At 75.3% G+C, this 18,245-nt stretch carries 20 protein-coding genes; 7 read left to right on the top strand and 13 right to left on the bottom strand.

Annotated features, from left to right (window positions below; all coding sequences use genetic code 11):
- Positions 1-54 precede the first annotated feature (54 nt).
- From hpt to dacB, 4 genes are all read right to left on the bottom strand, one after another.
- Positions 55-600: a hypoxanthine phosphoribosyltransferase gene (hpt, locus tag QSK03_RS24155; RefSeq protein ID WP_285657507.1), complete on the bottom strand. Its 546-nt coding sequence runs from the start codon at positions 598-600 to the stop codon at positions 55-57.
- Positions 601-614: 14 nt separating this feature from the next.
- Complete coding sequence (gene tilS, locus QSK03_RS24150; RefSeq protein WP_285657505.1) at positions 615-1,631, bottom strand: tRNA lysidine(34) synthetase TilS; 1,017 nt, start codon at positions 1,629-1,631, stop codon at positions 615-617.
- A 13-nt stretch (positions 1,632-1,644) separates the two neighbouring features.
- Positions 1,645-2,682 (bottom strand): Rv3626c family coenzyme F420 biosynthesis-associated protein, encoded by a 1,038-nt coding sequence (locus QSK03_RS24145; RefSeq protein WP_285657587.1) that lies wholly within the window; start codon positions 2,680-2,682, stop codon positions 1,645-1,647.
- 72 nt (positions 2,683-2,754) lie between these two features.
- Positions 2,755-4,221: a D-alanyl-D-alanine carboxypeptidase/D-alanyl-D-alanine endopeptidase gene (gene dacB / locus QSK03_RS24140; protein ID WP_285657503.1), complete on the bottom strand. Its 1,467-nt coding sequence runs from the start codon at positions 4,219-4,221 to the stop codon at positions 2,755-2,757.
- Between the two features lie 207 nt (positions 4,222-4,428).
- On the opposite strand from dacB, the gene QSK03_RS24135 reads away from it, so the two are divergent.
- Positions 4,429-4,917, top strand: coding sequence for an inorganic diphosphatase (locus QSK03_RS24135; RefSeq protein ID WP_285657585.1), 489 nt, complete (start codon positions 4,429-4,431; stop codon positions 4,915-4,917).
- A 62-nt stretch (positions 4,918-4,979) separates the two neighbouring features.
- Here QSK03_RS24135 and QSK03_RS24130 read toward each other — a convergent pair whose 3' ends face one another.
- Together QSK03_RS24130 and QSK03_RS24125 are read right to left on the bottom strand one after the other, a co-directional pair.
- The gene (locus QSK03_RS24130) at positions 4,980-7,778 is read right to left on the bottom strand and encodes a DHA2 family efflux MFS transporter permease subunit (RefSeq protein WP_285657502.1); all 2,799 of its coding nucleotides are present in this window, start codon (positions 7,776-7,778) and stop codon (positions 4,980-4,982) included.
- A complete protein-coding gene (locus QSK03_RS24125; protein ID WP_285657500.1) occupies positions 7,775-8,308 on the bottom strand; it encodes a MarR family winged helix-turn-helix transcriptional regulator in 534 nt (177 codons plus the stop codon). The genes QSK03_RS24130 and QSK03_RS24125 overlap by 4 nt, the downstream gene beginning before the upstream one ends.
- Positions 8,309-8,566: 258 nt before the next feature.
- Between QSK03_RS24125 and QSK03_RS24120 the strand changes: the two genes are divergently transcribed.
- Positions 8,567-9,346 carry an enoyl-CoA hydratase/isomerase family protein gene (locus QSK03_RS24120; RefSeq protein ID WP_285657498.1) on the top strand — a complete coding sequence of 260 codons (780 nt, stop codon included), beginning with the start codon at positions 8,567-8,569 and terminating at the stop codon, positions 9,344-9,346.
- Between the two features lie 154 nt (positions 9,347-9,500).
- Here the strand turns inward: QSK03_RS24120 and QSK03_RS24115 are convergent, their stop codons facing one another.
- From QSK03_RS24115 to QSK03_RS24105, 3 genes are read right to left on the bottom strand one after another with little or no spacing between them, the layout of a single operon-like run.
- Positions 9,501-10,712: an acetyl-CoA C-acetyltransferase gene (locus tag QSK03_RS24115; protein ID WP_285657496.1), complete on the bottom strand. Its 1,212-nt coding sequence runs from the start codon at positions 10,710-10,712 to the stop codon at positions 9,501-9,503.
- Positions 10,713-10,730: 18 nt separating this feature from the next.
- On the bottom strand, positions 10,731-11,183 hold the full coding sequence (locus QSK03_RS24110) for a MaoC family dehydratase (protein ID WP_285657494.1): 453 nt from the start codon (positions 11,181-11,183) through the stop codon (positions 10,731-10,733).
- Between the two features lie 10 nt (positions 11,184-11,193).
- Complete coding sequence (locus tag QSK03_RS24105) at positions 11,194-12,249, bottom strand: LLM class F420-dependent oxidoreductase (protein ID WP_285657492.1); 1,056 nt, start codon at positions 12,247-12,249, stop codon at positions 11,194-11,196.
- A 23-nt stretch (positions 12,250-12,272) separates the two neighbouring features.
- Between QSK03_RS24105 and QSK03_RS24100 the strand changes: the two genes are divergently transcribed.
- Complete coding sequence (locus QSK03_RS24100) at positions 12,273-12,737, top strand: acyl-CoA thioesterase (protein WP_285657490.1); 465 nt, start codon at positions 12,273-12,275, stop codon at positions 12,735-12,737.
- On the opposite strand, the gene QSK03_RS24095 is transcribed toward QSK03_RS24100, so the two are convergent.
- The 3 genes from QSK03_RS24095 to QSK03_RS24085 all read right to left on the bottom strand — a co-directional run bounded on the left by QSK03_RS24095 (position 12,707) and on the right by QSK03_RS24085 (position 15,229).
- A complete protein-coding gene (locus QSK03_RS24095) occupies positions 12,707-13,336 on the bottom strand; it encodes a flavin reductase family protein (protein ID WP_285657488.1) in 630 nt (209 codons plus the stop codon). The genes QSK03_RS24100 and QSK03_RS24095 overlap by 31 nt on opposite strands.
- Before the next feature lie 6 nt (positions 13,337-13,342).
- Complete coding sequence (locus QSK03_RS24090) at positions 13,343-14,335, bottom strand: hypothetical protein (protein WP_285657486.1); 993 nt, start codon at positions 14,333-14,335, stop codon at positions 13,343-13,345.
- Positions 14,336-15,061: 726 nt separating this feature from the next.
- Entirely contained in the window at positions 15,062-15,229 is a 168-nt protein-coding gene (locus QSK03_RS24085) for a hypothetical protein (RefSeq protein ID WP_285657483.1), read from the bottom strand.
- Between the two features lie 231 nt (positions 15,230-15,460).
- Here QSK03_RS24085 and QSK03_RS24080 point away from each other — a divergent pair, with 231 nt between their 5' ends.
- From QSK03_RS24080 to QSK03_RS24065, 4 genes are all read left to right on the top strand, one after another.
- Entirely contained in the window at positions 15,461-15,994 is a 534-nt protein-coding gene (locus QSK03_RS24080; RefSeq protein ID WP_285657481.1) for a molybdopterin-dependent oxidoreductase, read from the top strand.
- Positions 15,991-16,560, top strand: a complete 570-nt coding sequence (locus tag QSK03_RS24075) for a molybdopterin-dependent oxidoreductase (RefSeq protein ID WP_285657480.1) — start codon at positions 15,991-15,993, stop codon at positions 16,558-16,560. Before QSK03_RS24080 ends, QSK03_RS24075 begins: the two co-directional genes overlap by 4 nt.
- A gap of 105 nt (positions 16,561-16,665) precedes the next feature.
- Positions 16,666-17,037 carry a YidH family protein gene (locus QSK03_RS24070; protein WP_285657479.1) on the top strand — a complete coding sequence of 124 codons (372 nt, stop codon included), beginning with the start codon at positions 16,666-16,668 and terminating at the stop codon, positions 17,035-17,037.
- Positions 17,034-17,357 carry a DUF202 domain-containing protein gene (locus tag QSK03_RS24065; RefSeq protein WP_285657477.1) on the top strand — a complete coding sequence of 108 codons (324 nt, stop codon included), beginning with the start codon at positions 17,034-17,036 and terminating at the stop codon, positions 17,355-17,357. The genes QSK03_RS24070 and QSK03_RS24065 overlap by 4 nt, the downstream gene beginning before the upstream one ends.
- Here the strand turns inward: QSK03_RS24065 and QSK03_RS24060 are convergent.
- Complete coding sequence (locus QSK03_RS24060) at positions 17,329-18,240, bottom strand: DMT family transporter (RefSeq protein WP_285657475.1); 912 nt, start codon at positions 18,238-18,240, stop codon at positions 17,329-17,331. The genes QSK03_RS24065 and QSK03_RS24060 overlap by 29 nt on opposite strands.
- Between the last annotated feature and the right edge of the window lie 5 nt (positions 18,241-18,245).

Genomic DNA, 18,245 nt, shown 5'->3' with positions numbered 1-18,245 from the left:
ACCTCACTCGGCCGCTGCGCCCGGGGCCGTGTCAGATGAGTGATCGTTCAGTGATCACGCGTAGACGCGCGGGTCGAGCGTCCCGATGTAGGGCAGGTCGCGGTAACGCTCGGCGTAGTCGAGGCCGAAGCCGACGACGAACTCGTTCGGGATGTCGAAGCCGACGTAGGCGACGTCCACGTCGAGCTTGGCCGCCTCGGGCTTGCGCAGGAGCGTGACGACCTCGAGGGAGGCCGGCCCGCGCGACTCCAGGTTCTTGCGCAGCCAGGACAGGGTGAGTCCGGAGTCGATGATGTCCTCGACGATGAGCACGCGACGTCCGGAGATGTCGCGGTCGAGGTCCTTGAGGATGCGCACGACCCCCGAGGACGACGTCGACGACCCGTACGAGCTCACCGCCATGAACTCGAGCTGCGTGGGCATCGGGAGCCGGCGGGCGAGGTCCGTCATGAACATCACCGCGCCCTTGAGGACGCCGACGAGGACGAGGTCCTGGTCGCTCTCGCCGTAGTCGTCGGCGATCTGCGCGGCGAGCTCGGCGATCTTGCCCTGGAGCTGCTCCTCGGTGATCAGTACGGACGCGATGTCGCCGTCGTACACCGTTGCGGTGCTCCTCACCGGTGGGGTGGCAGGGGTCGCGCCGGGCCGCGGGCCCGGAGCGTGTGCAGCTTCCCATGCGCCCGGACGACCTCCAACCCGCCGGGAAGTGGCGGAGCGCCCTGCCCCCGCCAGGCGGCGACGAGCCCGTCCACGGCGCGCAGGTGGGCATCGGACAATTCCGGCACCCCACGTCCCACCAGCCACGCCCGCAGCACGCGACGCCGGATCGCGGGCGGATCCGTGACGAGCGCGACGGCGTCGAGCCCGCCCGCGGCGTCGACCAGTGTGTCCAGGCGCACGCTCGCGAGCGCCGAGAGCGCGGCGTCGTCGTCGGCCAGCTGCGCCGCGGTGCGGGCCAGCGCGGGCGCGACACCGCCGGCGAGGACCTCCTCCAACAGGGGCAGCACCTCGCGGCGCAGCCGCACCCGCGTGAACCGTGGGTCCTCGTTGTGGGGGTCGTCCCACGGGGTGAGGTGCGCGGCGGCGCACGCGGCCCGCGTCGTCGCGCGACGGACGCCGAGCAGCGGGCGGCACCACGGCGGGTCCCACGCCGCCATCCCGGCCAGCGACCGCGCGCCCGACCCGCGGCCCAGACCCAGGAGCACGGTCTCGGCCTGGTCGTCGAGGGTGTGTCCGAGCAGCACCGGGGCGTCGTCACGCGCCCGCGACGCCGCGCGCAGGGCGTCGTAGCGCGCCGTCCGGGCCGCGGCCTCCGGCCCGCCGTCGGTCCCGACGTCGACGCCGACGACGTCCGCGGACGCCGCGCCGAGATCCCGCAGCTGCGCCGCCGCCCGCTCCGCCCGCTCCCCCGAACCGTCCTGGAGCCGGTGGTCGACGACGACCCCGTGCACCGGGCCGTCCGCGACGTGTACCGCTGCCGCGGCCAGCGCGAGGGAGTCCGCGCCGCCGGAACAGGCGATGATCAACGGGGACTTCGTACGCCTAGAAGCAGCGAGATACCCGTTCGCTGCATCGACCAGGACCTCGCGCACCGCCCGGCGAACCTCGGCGACGGGGTCGGGCGCGCGCACGGGCCGGCTCGGGTCAGGCGTGGACGCGGCGCAGCCAGGCGTCCGGGTCGGTGATCTCGGCGCGCAGCGGCAGCGTCTCCGGCGCGGTCCACACGGCGTTGAGGCCGGACAGTCCGACCTGGTCGACGACGTGGTCGACGAACACGCGCCCCTGCTCGTACTGGCGGATCTTCGCGTCGACGCCGAGCAGCGTGCGCAGCAGGCGGTCGAGGACGCTCCCGCCGCGGCGCCGGGTGGTGAAGCGCGCGCGGATGGTGGCGACCGTCGGGACGACGGCTGGCCCGACCGCGTCCATGACGTGCTCCGCGTGGCCCTCGAGCAGCGTGGTCAGGGCGAGCAGGCGGTCGAGCACGGCCCGCTGCTCGGCGCCCTGGAACATCTCGACCAGCGCCAGCCCGTCGCGCGGCGGGTCGCGGCGCACGGCCTTGACGATCTCGGGCAGGCGGTCGACCGCGCCGGAGGCCGAGCGGTCGAACCCGCCGGCGAAGGCGGCCACCTCGGTGCGGAAGTGGTCGCGCAGCCAGGGCACGGCGGTGAACTGGAGCCGGTGGGTGGCCTCGTGCAGGCAGACCCACAGCGCGAAGTCGTCGGCGTCGACGTCCAGCGCCTGCCGCGCGGCCACGACGTTGGGCGCGACGAGCAGGAGACGGCCCGCGCGTTCGGGGCCGCCGAACGGGTCGTACTGGCCGAGCACCCGGCTGCCGAGGAACGCCAGCAGCGTGCCCATCTGGATGCCGGCGGCCGAGCGCGTGACGCGGCCGACGGCGTCGCCGACGAGGCCGTCCGGCGGGCGGGGCACGGGCGCGTCGTCGAGCAGCGCGGCGATCCCGTCGACCGCGGAGCGGATCCAGTCGGGCCGGTCGACGACGTCCGCCTCCGGCACCGGCAGCCCGGCGCCGAGCCCGGTGAGGGCGCGGACGTGCTGCTCGGAGACCCGGGCGCCGTCGCGCAGGCGGGCCACCTCGGTGGCGGCCTGCGCGGGGGTGACCGCGGGCCCGGCGGGCACGAGGCGGGCCCCGGTGCCGGCGGCGAGGTCCCAGTCGACGGGCATGCCCGCGCCACGGGGGGCGGCGGAAGTCACTTCGACGGCCACCACTCCACCGTACGTGTGGTGAGCGGGCGCTCAGCGGCACCCGCACTCGTGCAGCGAGGTGGCCAGGGCGTCGAGCCCCGGCGGCGCGGTGCCCGGTGCGGCGCCGTTGCTCATGAAGGCGAACACGAGCGTGCGCCCGTCCTCGGTGCCGACGATGCCGGCCAGCGCGTTGGCCGCGGTGAGCGTGCCGGTCTTGGCCCGGACCCAGCCCCGGCCGTCGGCGGACGCCGAGCCCGGGAGGTAGCGCTCGGCGAGGGTGCCGCCACCCCCGGCCACGGGCAGCCCGTCGAGCAGGGGCCGCAGGGTCGCGGTGCGCGGGTCGGGGCCGGTCGGCGCCGCGGCGGGCGCCAGGACGTTCGCCAGGACGCCGGCCGGGATGCGGTCGTTCACCGAGAGCCCGCTGGTGTCGGAGAGCGCGACGCCGGTGGTGGGGATCCGCGCGTCGTTCAGCACCCGCGTCACGGCCCGGGCAGCGCCCTCGAACGTCGTCGGCTCCCCGACCGTCCGCGCGACCTCGCGGCCCAGCGCCTCGGCGAGCACGTTGTCGGAGTTCTGCAGGGCGGTGCGCACGAGCTCGGTGACCGGCGGCGACCGGACCTCGCCGAGCACCGGCGCCCCGGGCGGCGCGTTCCCGATCGTCACGGTCGGCGCCGTCCCGCCGCGGGTGAGGCGGACGCCGAGCTCGCGGGCGGCGACGGAGGCGGGGGTGGCGACGCGGGAGCCGTCCACGGCGGTCGGGTCGACCCGGCCGCCGTCGAGCATCACGGGGACGATCGGCGCGAAGTTGCCGCCGGCGATGTCGACGGGGTCCCAGCCGGCCGCCTGCCCGTTGCCGCCGCCGTTCTCGTAGCGCGAGACGTCGACGTAGACGTGCCGCACCGGCGGCTGCCCGGCACGGGCGGCGTCCACCGCGGCGACGAGGTCGTCGAGGCGCGCGGCGTCGGGGTAGACCGACTGCTGGGGCGCGGGTAGCGACGAGAGCGTGGGGTCGCCGCCGCCGACCAACACGACCGAGTCCGGCGTCGGCCCGGCGACCACGCTCGTCGTCCACCGCATCGTCGGGTCGAGCCGCAGCAGCGCGGCGGACGTGGTGAGCACCTTGGTCACCGACGCCGGGACCTGGCCCTCGTCGGGCTTGCGCTGCCAGAGCGTGGTGTTCGTGGCGGGGTCGACGACGGCGCCGGTGAGGTCGCCCAGCGCGGCGGCGCGGGCGTCGAGGGCGGTGGCGAGCCCGTCCTGCGTCGGCACGGGCGCGTCGGCGCCGGCCGCCGCGAGCTGCAGCCGGGGCGTCGCGGGGTCGGGCGGGTCCGCGGCGGCGCCGCCGACGAGCCAGGTGGGCAGGCCGACGGCGCGGGCCGCCGACGGCGCGGTGAGCGAGAGCCCGACGCCGAGGCCGCCGATCAGGACGAGGACCACGGCGACCACGAGCACCCGGCGCGTCCACCGGCGAACAGCGGACGACGACCCGGTGTCCGTGCGCTGACCGTCGCCGCTCACGGTGCGGACCCCCTCCTCACCTGCCGTTCACCTCACCCGGACGAGGGAGAGGTCACCGCCGTCGTGTGCCGGGTCACCCCGGCCGGTGCTCCACACTAGAGGCCGGTCGAGGGTTCTCGGCCGGCCCACGGGGCCGCCGGCGTGCACGGTCGCACGGTCCGGCGGGACCCCGACGAGCGAGCGAGACAGGGAGCGGTGAACGGCACCGTGGAGTTCGACGTGCTGATCGAGATCCCCAAGGGGGTCCGCAACAAGTACGAGATGGACCACACCTCCGGACGGCTGCGCCTGGACCGGACCCTCTTCACGGCCACGCAGTACCCGGCCGACTACGGCTACATCGAGAACACCCTCGGGCAGGACGGCGACCCGCTCGACGCGCTGGTCCTCATCCAGGAGCCGACGTTCCCGGGCTGCGTGGTGTCCGCCCGCGCCATCGGCATGTTCCGCATGACCGACGAGGCCGGCGGCGACGACAAGGTGCTCTGCGTCCCGGCGGGCGACCCGCGCCAGGAGCACCTCCGGGACATCCACCACCTCTCGGAGTACGACCGCCTCGAGATCCAGCACTTCTTCGAGGTCTACAAGGACCTCGAGCCCGGCAAGAGCGTCGAGGGCGCGCAGTGGGTCGGGCGCGCCGACGCCGAGCACGAGATCGAGGCCTCGAAGAAGCGCGGCGAGAAGGCCGGGCACTGAGGGGCCGGCCGACCGGGTGAGGCTGCGGGTCGTCGGGACGACCCGCAGCGCCCACCTCGACGTCAGCGCGTCAGCGCCTCGTGGGCCGGCGCCTCGTGGCGTCCGCCCGCGCCGTCGGCGTCCTCGCGCGTGGCCGGGCGGGGCGGGGTCACCGTCAGCTCCAGGTCGCGTCCGGTGCCGTCGACGACGACCTGCTCGGTGACCGGCGCGAAGCCGCTCGCGGTGAGCATGTGCCGCCCGGGGGTGATGCCGTCGAGACGGAACCGCCCGTCCGGGCCGGTGACCGCCGAGGCGACCACCGCGCCGTCACGGCCCACGAGCACCACCAGCGACTCGGGCACCGGCGTCCCCCCGGTCCCGCGCACGGCCCCGGAGAGCGAGTACCGGGCAGGCGGCACCGTCACGTCCTGGCGGGCGCCGTCCTCGCCGACCACGACCCGGGCGGCCTGCGGCGACCGGCCGGGCGCGAGCACCGTGACCGTGTAGCTGCCCGGCTCGCACTCCCCGCTCTCCCAGGCGCCGTCGGCGTCGCTGCGCCGCACGGCGACGACACCGCCGCCGGGGTCGGTGACCGTGACGGTCGCGCCGGCGACGGGGGTGCCGTCGGCCTCCGCGACCCGCCCGCCGAGCGTCGCCACCCGGGCCAGGGCGACGTCGCGACGCACAGGCACGCCGTCGACGCTCACGAGCTCGGCGAACGGGCGCCGTCGCGGCGAGCTGGCGATGAGCACGTAGGTGCCCGAGGCCGGCGCCTGCAGGGCGAACGCCCCGTCCGGGTCGAGGCCGGTGCGCTGCAGCGGCGCGCCGTCCAGACCGTGCAACGACACCGTCACCTCGTCGTCGGCCGTGACCGGGCTGCCACCGACGCCGGAGACCCGGCCGTGGACCGTCGGCCCGGCCGCCCCCCGCGGCGCCGGGCTGGGCCGCAGGGGCTGCCGGACGGGCTGCCGGACGGGCTGCCGGACGGCGTCGGCCGTGCTCGGCGGGCCCCAGGCCGGCTCCGGCCGCCGGGCCTGCCACGCGGGGCCGGGCGCGGCGGCGGGCATCGGGGCCATCGGGACGGTCGACGCCGCCAGACCGTGCGCGCCGGACCGCGCGCCGTCGGCGGCGGGCACGGGCGGCGCGTCGTTGACCGTGTTGTGCGCGGCCGCGCCGGCGGTGGCGCCGCCGACGGCCGCGCCGGTCGGCGTGCTCGTGTCCTCGGCGTCGCGGGCCTGGATGCCCGACTGGGTGCGCAGCGGGACCTCCCGCAGGAACAGCACGAGCACGAAGCCGACGACGATGATGCACGCGGCGATGAGGAAGACCAGGTCCATCGCGTTCGAGAACCCGACGAGGAACGGCTCGGCGAGCCGCCCGTCCATCCGCTGCAGCACCGAGGAGTCCTGCGCCACCTGGACCGCGCCGGCGGCCGGGTTCAGCGCGACCTGGTTGGCCGGGTTCGCCGCGATCGTCGGGTCGGCCACGGCCGCCTGGAACGCGGGCGTCGGGGCGATCTGGGTGAAGGCCTCGCGGATCTTGTCGCCGACGGTGGAGAACAGCACCGAGAGGAAGACCGCCACGCCGAGCGTGCCGCCCATCTGCCGGAAGAACGTGGCCGACGCCGTCGCGACACCCATGTCCTTGGCCGGCACCGCGTTCTGTACCGCGAGCACGAGGGTCTGCATGCAGTTCCCGAGCCCGAGGCCGAACACGACCATCAGCACGGCGATCTCCCAGTACGGGGTGTCGGCGTGCAGGAGGAAATGGAACAGCAGCATGCCGACGGTCATCAGCCCGAGGCCGATCACCGGGAAGATCTTGTAGCGGCCGGTCCGGCTGGTGAGCTGGCCCGAGATGATCGAGGCGGTCATGATCCCGCCGACCAGCGGGATCATCTGCAGGCCGGCCTCGGTGGGGGTCGCGCCGGTGACGATCTGCAGGTACTGCGGGACGATCGCGATGCCGCCGAACATGCCGATGCCGGTGATCACCGCGATGATCGACGTCAGGCTGAACACGCCGTTGCGGAAGAGCCGCAGCGGCAGCAGCGCGTCCTCGCCGTAGGACCGCTCGGCCAGGTAGAACGCGACGAGGCCGACGGCGCCGATGACGTAGCAGACGATCGCCGAGACGGAGCCCCAGCCCCACTCGCGGCCCTGCTCGGCGATGATCAGCAGCGGCACGAGGGCGACGGCGAGGGCGACCGCGCCCCGGAAGTCGATGCGGTGCTCACGGCGGGTGTGCGGGAGGTTGAGCACCCGCATGACGACCGCGAAGGCGACGATGCCGATCGGGACGTTGACGAGGAAGACCCAGCGCCAGCCGGTGATGCCGAGGATCTCGCTCTGGCCGGCGAGGAACCCGCCGACCACCGGGCCGATGACGCTCGCCGTGCCGAACACCGCGAGGAAGAAGCCCTGGTAGCGGGCGCGCTCCCGCGGCGGGACGATGTCACCGATGATCGTCAGGGCCAGCGACATGAGGCCGCCGGCGCCGAGGCCCTGCACGGCGCGGAACGCCGCGAGCTCGTACATCGACGTCGAGATCGTGCAGAGCACCGAGCCGAGGACGAAGGTGCCGATCGCGAAGAGGAAGAACGGCTTGCGCCCGTACTGGTCCGAGAGCTTGCCGTAGAGCGGGGTCGAGATCGTCGCAGTGATCAGGTACGCCGTCGTGGCCCACGCCTGCAGGTTGAGGCCCTGCAGGTCGTCGGCGATGGTGCGGATCGAGGTGGAGACGATGTTCTGGTCGAGGGCGGCCAGGAACATCCCCAGCATCAGGCCCGAGAGGATCACGAGGATCTGCCGGTGGGTGAAGCCGATGCTGTTCGGGGTGGGGGCGGCCGCCGGGGGAGCTGCGGCGACGGCGGGCGAACTCATGAGGCCTCCTGGCCGCTCACGGCGGCCGACGGCGGGGCGGGGGTGGTGGTGGCGTGCTGGTGCTCGATGTCGCCGGCCAGGCGCTCGAGCAGCTCGACGAGCCGCGTGCGGTCGGCCTCGTCCCAGTGCTCGGTCATGGCGCTGATCTGGCGGTTCCGGCGGTCGCGGTTGGCCTGGAAGACACGCAGGCCCTCGGCGGTGGGCGCGAGCAGGGTGGCGCGGCCGTCCTCGGGGTCCGGGCGGCGCTCGACGAGCCCGGCCCGGACGAGCCCGGCGACCTGGCGGCTGACGGTGGACGGGTCGGAATGCACCGACTCGGCCAGCGCGTTCGACCGTCGCGGACCCTCGAGGACGAGGCGGGCGAGCAGGACGTAGGCCGCCCTCTCGACGCCGTCGACGCCGACGGACTTGGCCGCCTTCGCCCGCTCCATGGCCCGCATGACACGGATCAGCTGGTGCCCGAGACGGTCGGACACGAACCAGCGGTCGTCCGCACCCGGCGGCGGGGCCGGGAGCCGCGAGGAATCCATTGCATGCTCCGTACAATCGGTTGCTGGGTACAAGCATGCACCTGGGGTCGTCCGACCGCCACTCGGTCATCCCTTCGAGCGCGTCACATCCGCGATCGTCGCGCCGGGGGTGCCGGCGCGCCGTCCGGGACCGCCCGGTTCGCCCGTGTGGTGCCGCTGGGGCACGCCGCGGGTTGTCGAGCGAAGGGCACCTTCGAGCGGATGGACGGGCGACGGGCGCCCGTCACCGGAACGGCGCCCGCCCTACGGTGTCGGACCGTGGAGAGCGAGCGCGTCACCTACGAGCGCGACGGGCACGTCGCGACGATCACCTACGACCGCCCCGAGAAGCTCAACGCCATCGACGGCGCGATGCGCGAGGGGCTCAACGAGGCGTTCGACCGGTTCCGCGCCGACGACGAGGCCTGGGTAGGCATCGTCACCGGCGCGGGACGGGCGTTCTGCGTGGGCGCGGACGCGGGCGGCGAGGGCAACCCGGCCGGCGAGTTCCCCGGCTCGTTCTGGGAGCGCCCGACGGTGAACTCGTTCGAGAGCGGCTGGGAGATCTTCAAGCCGGTCGTCGCCGCGGTGAACGGCCACTGCCTGGGCTACGGGCTGACGCTGGTGACGTGGTGCGACCTCGTGATCGCCAGCGACCGGGCGACGTTCGGCTTCCCCGAGGTGCGCCTGGGCATCCCGACGATCGTCGGCGCGCTCCGGCTCCCCCAGCGCATCGGGTGGCAGCCGGCGATGGAGCTCCTGCTGACCGGCGAGCGCGTCGACGCCGAGCGGGCCCGCGAGATGGGTCTGGTCTCGCGGGTGGTGCCGCACGACGACCTGATGAGCGAGGCCCGAGCCCTCGCCGACCGTCTGCTCGCCGGTGCGCCGCTGGCCCAGCGCGCGATCAAGGAGATGGCGCGCCGCGCGGACGACCTGCCCCAGACCGAGGCGATCCGGTTCGGCGAGACGATGCGGCGCGTGGCCGGCGCGACCGAGGATGCCGCCGAGGGCACGGCCGCCGCCCGCGAGAAACGCGAACCCCGCTGGCAGGGCAGGTAGCGGGTTTGTCAGCGAAGTGCCGTTGCAGACGCTCAGCGTCCGCAACGGGACTTCGATCACTGCCGCCGCTCGGACCCCGCGTCTGCCCCGCGCACCGCGGTGATCGAAGTACGGATACAGACGCTCAGCGTCCGTGACGGCACTTCGCTGACACTCAGGCGAGCCGCTCGAAGACGGCGGCGAGGCCCTGGCCGCCGCCGATGCACATGGTCTCCAGGCCGTAGCGGGCCTCGCGGCGGTCCATCTCGCGCAGCATCGTCGCCAGGATCCGCACGCCGGTGGCGCCGACCGGGTGGCCCAGCGAGATCCCCGAACCGTTCGGGTTCACCCGCTCGTCGGTGACCAGGTCGATCCCCCACTCGCGCCCGACCCCGAGCGCCTGGGCGGCGAACGCCTCGTTCAGCTCGATCACATCGATGTCCGAGAGCGAGAGCCCGGCCCGGTCGAGAGCAGCGGAGGTCGCGGGCACCGGCCCGATCCCCATCACCTCCGGACCGACACCGGCCAGGCCCCACGACACCAGCCGCGCCAGCGGCCGCAGCCCCAGCTCCGCGGCCTTCTCCGGCGTGGTCACGATGCACACCGCCGCGCCGTCGTTCTGCCCCGACGCGTTGCCCGCGGTCACCGTCGCCGCCGGGTCCTGCTTGCCCCGGATCGGGCGCAGCTTCTCCAGCGACTCCAGCGACGCGTCCGGCCGGATGTGCTCGTCGGCGTCGACGATCGTGTCGGACTTGCGCCCGGGCACCGTCACCGCCACCAGCTCGTCGGCGAACCGGCCGTCCTTCACCGCCGCGGTCGCCTTCTCGTGGCTGCGCACCGCCAACCGGTCCTGCTCCTCCCGCGGGATCGAGTACCGCTCGCGGACGTTCTCCGCGGTCTCGATCATCCCGCCCCACACCGGGTGGTTCACCCCGCCGGCGTGCACCCGGCCCTCGGCCAGCGCGTCCTTGAACTCGAACCCGCCGGCCTTGGTGCCCCACCGCGGCGCCTGCGAGTAGTAGGTCGCGCCCGACATCGACTCCGCGCCCCCGGCCAGCACCAGCGACGCCCCGCCGGTCTGCACCGCCATCGCCGCGTACAGCACCGCCTGCAGCCCCGAGCCGCAGCGCCGGTCGACCTGGATGCCCGGCACCGTCACCTCGAGGCCCGCGTCCAGCGCCGCCACCCGGCCGATCGCCGGCGCGTCCATCGTCGGGTAGCAGTGCCCGAACGCCACGTCGTCGACCTGGTCGGCGGTGATGCCGGTGCGCGACACCAGCTCCCGGATCACCGTCGCCGCCAGCGTCTGGGGCGCCACGTCGCGCAACGCGCCCCCGAAACCCCCCACCGGGGTGCGCAGGGGCTCGCAGATCACCGCATCGGCCACGGCCGACCTCCTCGAGTGCTAGAGCGCGTACCGGAGGATGACCTCGGCGACGCACGCCGGCTTCGGCCACCCCTCGATCTCCACCGTCCCCCCGATCGTCGCCTGCACGCCGTTCGGGACGTCGGTGACGTCCACCAGACGGCAGTGACCTCGCACACGGCTGGGGACCGGCACCGGTGCGGGGAAGCGCACCTTGTTGAGCCCGTAGTTCACCGTCATCGAGACGCCCTTCACCTCGAAGGTGTCCCACCCGAACTTGGGCATGAGGGCGACGGTGAGGAACCCGTGGGCGACGGTGCGCCCGAACGGCCCCTTCTCGGCGGCCTCGGGGTCGACGTGGATCCACTGATGGTCGTCGGTGGCGTCGGCGAAGATGTCGACGCGGCGCTGGTCGACGGTCACCCACTCGCTCGTGCCGAGGTCCTCCCCCACGGCAGCACGCAGCTCATCGACGTCGGCGAACACACGCATCGGGGCACCCCTACAGATCGGCGGCGAGTTCCTTGACCTGCCCCACCAACGACACCCGCTCCGCGGGTGTCCCCGCGAGGGGCGTGACGTTGATCGTCGTGACGCCCGCGCCCGCGAAGGCCTGCAGGCGCTCGGCGACGTAGGAGCGGGGCCCGATCAGCGACATCGCCTTGACCAGGTCCTCGGGCACCGCCGCGGCGGCCTCGTCCTTCTTGCCGTCGAGGTAGAGGTCCTGGACCTTCTCGGCCTCGGCCTCGTAGCCGTAGCGCTGGGCGAGCTCGTTGTAGAAGTTCTTGCCCTTCGCGCCCATGCCGCCGACGTAGAGCGCGACGAACGGGCGCATGCCGTCGAGCATCTGCTGCGCGACGTCCGTGTCCTCGGTGATGCACAGCGACGCCTGCAGGTAGGTCTGCAGCTCGCCGAGCGACGGGTCGCGCTTCGCCTTCCCGGCCGCCAGCGACTCGCCCCACACCTCGTGGGCCCGCTCGGGCACGAACAGGATCGGCAGCCAGCCCTCGGCGATCTCGGCGGTGAGGGCGACGTTCTTGGGCCCGATCGCGGCCAGGACGATCGGGATCCGGTCGCGCACCGGGTGGTTGATGATCTTCAACGGCTTGCCGAGCCCGGTGCCCTGGTCGGCGGGCAGCGGGACGTTGTAGTACCGGCCGGAGTGCTGCACCTTCTCGCGGCGCCACACCTGCCGGCAGATGTCGACGATCTCGCGCGTGCGCCCGAGCGGCGCGTCGTAGCGCACCCCGTGGAAGCCCTCGATGACCTGCGGTCCCGACGCCCCGATGCCGAGCGTGAAGCGCCCGCCCGAGACGTAGTCGAGCCCGGCGGCGGTCATGGCCGTGAGCGACGGGGTGCGGGTGTAGATCTGCAGGATGCCCGACGCGATCTCGAGCCGGCTCGTGCGCGCGGCGATGAAGCCGAGCTGGCTCACCGCGTCGAAGCTGTAGGCCTCGGGCACGAACGCGATGTCGAGCCCGGCCGCCTCGTGCTCGGCGAGCTCCGCCACCGTCTCCTCGAACCCGCCGCTGTAGTTCAGCCCCATCCCGATGCGCACGCGCGCAGCCTGTCACGATCGCGATGATCACGGCAGGGCGGCGACGGGAGACGGGCGTGTTCTCGACGACGGTGACGGTGCGCGGCTACGAGTGCGACGCCAACGGCCACGTGAACCACGCGGTGTACCACCAGTACGGCGAGCACGGGCGCACGGAGAGCCTCCGCGCGCTGGGGGTGGGCATCGCCGACCTGACCGCCGCCGGCATCGGGCCGATCATCCTCGAGACGACGGTCCGCTTCCTCGCCGAGCTCCGGGCCGGCGACGAGGTCGAGATCACGCTCGACCTGCGCTTCGGGGAGGGCAAGACGTTCCGGATGGACACGGAGCTGCGGCGCGGTGACGTCGTCGCCGCGACGATCACGGGCGTCATGGGCCTGCTCGACCACACCACGCGCCGCCTCGTCGCCGACCCGCGCGGGCGTCTGCTAGCCCTCGCCGACGCCGAGAAGGCCGCTCAGCTGCTGGACGACGCCCCGGAGAAGTGACCGGGCCAGTCGGCGTAGCGGATGCGGGGGGTGTCGAGCACCTCGCCGATCGTCGACCACTGGTTGCCGCCCAGGCGGGCGAGCGGCGCGAGGCGCTGCACGTCGGGGCGGCCGTCGACCAGCGCGTCGTCGGAGACGACGGCGTGCACGACCCGCCCGAGCACGAGGTGGCAGTTGCCCACCGGCATCGCCTGCTCGAGACGGCACTCGAGGGCGACCGGTGACTCCGCGATCCGCGGCGTCGCGATGCACCGCGACGGCTCCCGGGTCACCCCGGTCGCGTCGATCTCGCTCTCGTGCGACGGGAAGTCGGTCGCGGTCGCGTTGATCGTCTCGAGCAGCGGCTCGGGCGTCAGGCACACCGTGAACTCGCCGGTGGCCTGAACGTTGCGCAGCGAGTCCTTCTCGCCGACCGACGTGAACTGCACGATCGGCGGGTCGGTGCTCGCGACCGTGAAGAACGAGTGCGGCGCGAGGTTGTCGGTCCCGTCGGCCGAGCGCGTCACGACCCACGCGATCGCCCGCGGGACGATCACCGAGGTCAGGAACTTGTAGAAGCCCACGGCGCCGAGGGCGTCGGGCTCGAAGTCGGTGCGCACGAGCCCTCAGTTACCCGGCAGCAGCCCCGAGGGCACCAGGCGCGGCGCGCCCGTGGTGGTCGTCTCCCTCGACTCCGAGGTGCGCGAGGTCGTCGTGCGGCTCTCCGACGTGGTCGTCTCCCCGCCCTCGGCCGGCGCGCTGGTCGTGGTCTCGGGCGCGCCGCTCGTCGTGGTCTCGGGTGCGGCCGTCCCGAACACGGCGCCGACACTGGTCCCCGACTCGCCGCCCGAGAGCGGCGACCCCTTGACCCGCTCGATGCCCGTGATCGCCAGCATCGCGATGAGGAAGATCAGCAGCGCGGTCGCCGCGAGGATGCCGTAGCGCCGCCAGGGCGTCGGACGCGCCGGCTCGCCGTCGGGGTCGTCCGGGTCGTCGGGCCCGCCGGGGCCACCCGGAGCGCGGTGCACGACGGTCTCGTCGTCCTCGGGCCCGGACAGGACCCGCGTGCCCGGGCCGACGGCGCGGGTCGGGTCGTCGGCACCCGGACCGCCGCCCATCGCCTGCGTGGCCGGCGCGCCCGTGACCCGCGTCGGGTCCTCGGCGCCCATCGCCTGCGTCGCGGGCGCGGGCGTGACGCGCGTCGGGTCGTCGCCGCCCGGACCGCCGCCCGCCGCCGGGGTGACCCGCGTGGGGCCGTCGGCGCCGAGCACGACGGTCGGCTGGTCGTCGGGGGCCGGCGCGCCGCCCCGGGGCCGGCTCGCCATGACGCTCGTGCCGGCACCGGGCCGGTCCGCGCCGGTGCCCGCGAGCACGGTCGCCGGTTCGCGCGGTGGCTCGGCGCCGTCCTCGCCGTCCTCGCCGTCACGCCGCCCGGAGCGCAGCCGGCGCCGGACGGTGTCGCGCGTCCGCTCGATCGAGCGCTGGTAGAAGGCGTCGCCGATCGTCGTGACGATGGCAGCGATCCCGGCGCCGATCACGGTGCCGCCCGCGCCGCCGATGAACGAGCCGACGGCCGCGGTGGTCGTGGCCGCGGCGGCCTGCCCGGTGACCTTGACCATCGACAGGCCGGACGCCGGGGCCTGTCCGTCCCCCGCGGCGTCGGCCCGGTGGCTGGTGAGCTCGTCCTCGCCGGGTCGGACGGCGCGGGTCGGGGACTCGCCGGGACGCGGGCCGGACGGGTCGCCCTCGGGTCGCGCCGGACCCCGCCCCTGCGGACCGGGGCGGCCCGGCGGCGGGCCTCCCGGGGCCCCAGGACCCCCCGGGCCTCCAGGACCGCCGGGTCCGTAGCCGGGGGCGACGACGGGCGGCGGGCCGGGGCGAGCGGGTCCCGGAGCGCCCGGGCCGCCCGGACCGGGACGGCCGGCTCCCGGGGGCGGCGGTCCCGGTGGCGGACCCTGGGGGTTCGGCGGCCCGCCGGGCCCGGGACCGGCGTGACGCGGTGGGCCGCCCGGTCCGGCGGGCGACGTCGGCGGCGGTGATGGTGGCGACGGCGGCGACGGCGGCGCCGGCTGCGAGGGCGGCGCGGGCGGGCGACCGGCACGGTCGGGCTCGCCGGCGTGGCGGGGGGCGTCAGGAGCCGGGGCGTCGGCGTCCGGACCGGGCGCGGAGTGCCGCCCGCGTCCGGGCCCGGGCGGCCCCGCGGGCCCGGGTTGCTCGCTCATGACTGCCCTCGCTGACCTCGGCGACCGGCCCCGTCGTCAGGGACGGAACCGGGCACCACCATGCCCCACGCCCCGGAGGTGCCGTGGTCCGGGCCCGCGAGCAGCACGGCGAGGGTCGGGTGGTCAGTCGCCGGAGCGCCGGTGCCGACCGCCGTTGCCGCGCAGCATCACGGGGCGGGAGGGGCGTTCCTCGGCCCCGCTCGACGCCTCGCGGAACGTCCGCCTCTCGAGGCCACGGTCGGCGCGGCCGAACGCCCGGCGGACTTCCTCGTAGATCGGCGTCTGCGTCATGCGCGGCACCCTACGACTCCGCCCGAGCTGCCCGTCGGGGTGTCCGGCACCCGGTGGACCGGGTTTCCCACCCCGGCTGACCTGGGCACACCGGGCTCCCGACGCCGCCGATATCGATCTTGATCGGCCCGTGCGCGAGGACCTGTCACAGGCCCGACACCGAGGTCCACCCGGTCGGATCAACCGACCCCGCCGGGCACTCACCGCGTGTCGTCGACCCCGGGGAGGACCGTGTCCACCGAGCCCGCCGACATGACGGTCCACTCGTCGCGGCCGTACAACGCGGAGCCGCCGCGGACGGCGCTCGCGGGCCGGGATCTGACCCCCGTCGAGGTCTTCTACCACCGCAACCACGCCGTCGAGCGCCCCCGCATCGACCCCGCGACCTGGTCGCTGCGCGCGGACGGGCTCGTCGGGCGCCCGGCGACGTGGACGCTCGACGAGCTCCGCGTGCGGTTCACGGAGCACGCCGAGGTCGTGACCCTGCAGTGCGCGGGCAACCGCCGGGCCGGCCTGACGGAGGTCGCCGACCTGCCCGGCGAGACCCCGTGGGGCCCCGGCGCCACCGGGACCGCGCGGTGGTCCGGCGTGCGGCTCGCCGACGTGCTGCGGGAGTCGGGCGTCGAGCCGGCCGCCACCGACGTCGCGTTCACCGGCGCCGACGTCTCCGCCGAACCGGACCAGCCGGAGCCCTACGCGGTGTCGGTGCCGCTGGAGAAGGCCCTGGCCCCCGAGGTGCTGCTCGCCTGCTCGCCTGGTCGATGAACGACGCCCCGCTGCCGGCCGCGCACGGCGCCCCGGTGCGGGTCGTCGTCCCCGGCTGGATCGGCGCGCGCAGCGTGAAGTGGCTCGAGCGGGTCACCGTCCGCGACCGGCCCTCGGACGGCCACTACCAGGCCGTCGCCTACCGCCTCCTGCCCGCCGACGCCACGCCCGGACGCGGCCGCGGGATCGCGCTCGGGGCGATCGCGGTGAACGCCGACGTCCTCGCCCCCGCGGACGGCGCGGAGGTCCCCGCGGGACCGGTCGCCGTGACCGGCTACGCCCTGGCCGGGGGCGACCGGACGGTGGTGCGCGTCGACGTCTCCACCGACGACGGCGCCACGTGGGCCGAGGCCGACCTCGCGCCGCAGGCGAGCCGCTGGAGCTGGCGGCTCTGGTCGGCCGTGCTCGACCTGCCGCCCGGGTCGACGCGGGTGGTCGCGCGGGCGTGGGACTCGGCGGCCGGGGTCCAGCCCGCCGACCCCGCGGAGGTCTGGAACCCGAAGGGCTACGTCAACAACGCCTGGGCCCGGGTGACGCTGCACGCGGTCCGGTCCGCCCAGGGGTGACCCGACGGCCGGATCCGTGGGGCCCGATCCGAGGCGCCCGGCCCGGAGCCGGTCCCCACCCGGCAGCATGCGCAGGTCACGTCCGCACGCGGGAGGGAGTCGTCCGTGGCCGAGGCCTCCGACGGGCACGAGACCGACGAGGAGCACGAGCCGGACTACCGCTTCACGCTCGCCAACGAGCGCACGTTCCTCGCGTGGCTGCGCACCTCCCTGTCGCTGCTCGCCGCCGGGGTGGCCGTGGTGCAGCTGCTGCCCGAGTTCGCGGTGCCCGGCATGCGCGGCGTCCTCGGCGCCTTCCTCGTGGCGCTCGCGGTCGTGACGGCCGCGGGCGGGGTCCTGCGCTGGCGCGGGGTCGAGTTCGCGATCCGCCGCGGACGTCCGCTGCCCCGCCAGCGCCTGCCGTGGGTGCTCGCCGCCGGACTCGTCGTGCTGGCGCTCTTCGGGCTCGCCCTCGTCGTCCTGCGGGGCGGGGCGTGAGCGCGTCCCCGTCGGACGCCGGCCTGCAGGCCGAGCGCACCGGCCTCGCGTGGAGCCGGACCTCGCTGGGCGTCGGGGCGAACGCGCTGCTGCTGGCGGTCCGCGAGGTGACGCACGAGGGCTCCTGGCCGGCCCTGGTGCTCGCCGGCGCGGCCGCCGTGCTCGCCGTCGTCGTCGCCCTCTACGGACGGCGCCGGACCGTGCGCCTGAGCCGCAGCCCGCTGCCCTCACCGCTCGCCGCCGATCGTGCCGTGCCGGTGCTCGGCGGCGCGGTGGCGGTGCTGGCGCTGGTCACCGGCCTGGTGCTGGTGCTGCGGTAGGCGACGCCAGGGCGGCCCGCTGCTCGGGGGTCGGCCCGGCGCGGATCAGCGTCACCAGTCCGACCAGCGCGACGACCGCGCTGACCGACGCCAGCGCGGCCCCGGCCGCGCCGAGGGTGTAGCGCTCGCCGAGCACCACGATCCCGATCGCGGCCGCGGCGGCCTGGTCGGCGGTGATCTGGGTGGCCAGCCCGGCGTCGAGGCCGCCGTCCCGGAACGCGGTCTGCACCAGCAGGATCGAGGCCACCGGCAGCACGAGCGCCGCGACGACCACCGTCGCGATCAGGGCGGGCGAGCGGCCGTCGGCGATGAGCCGGATGATCAGCCGCACCAGCCCGGACGTCGCGCCGGCGCACAGGCCGGACGCCGCCGCGCGGACCACGGCCCGCACGATCGGGCGCCCGCGGGCCCCGGCGGCGGCGAGCACCAGAGCGGTCACCGCGATCACGGCGATCGCCCCGAGCACGACCGGCGCCGGCGGGGTCCGCGACGGCGGGCCGTGCGCCGCGAGCGTCAGCAGCCCGACCAGACCCGCGACCAGCACGACGGCGCCCACCCACTCGCCGGCGCGGATGCGCCGCTTCTCGAGCCACGAGTCGAGCGGCAGCGCGAGGATCAGCGTCGTCACGCCGATCGGCTGGACCAGCGTGATCGACCCGAAGCCGAGCGCGCCGATGTGGATCACCGCGCCCGCGACCATGCAGGCGACCCCGGCCCACCACCACCGGCGGCGCAGCAGGGACCGGAAGAACCCCCAGCCGCCCGCCGACTCGACGGGCTCCGCGGCCCGCGCGGTCTCCCGGCGCTGCAGCGCCGCCGAGAACGCGTAGGCGACGACCGAGCAGAGCGCGAGGGCGACGGCCACCGTCGGGTGGCCGGTCACCGGGC

Source organism: Actinomycetospora sp. NBRC 106375 (assembly GCF_030269665.1).
Taxonomy (GTDB): Bacteria; Actinomycetota; Actinomycetes; order Mycobacteriales; family Pseudonocardiaceae; genus Actinomycetospora.
The sequence above is the reverse complement of the archived record's forward strand: the minus strand, read 5'-3'. Positions and strand labels throughout refer to the sequence as shown.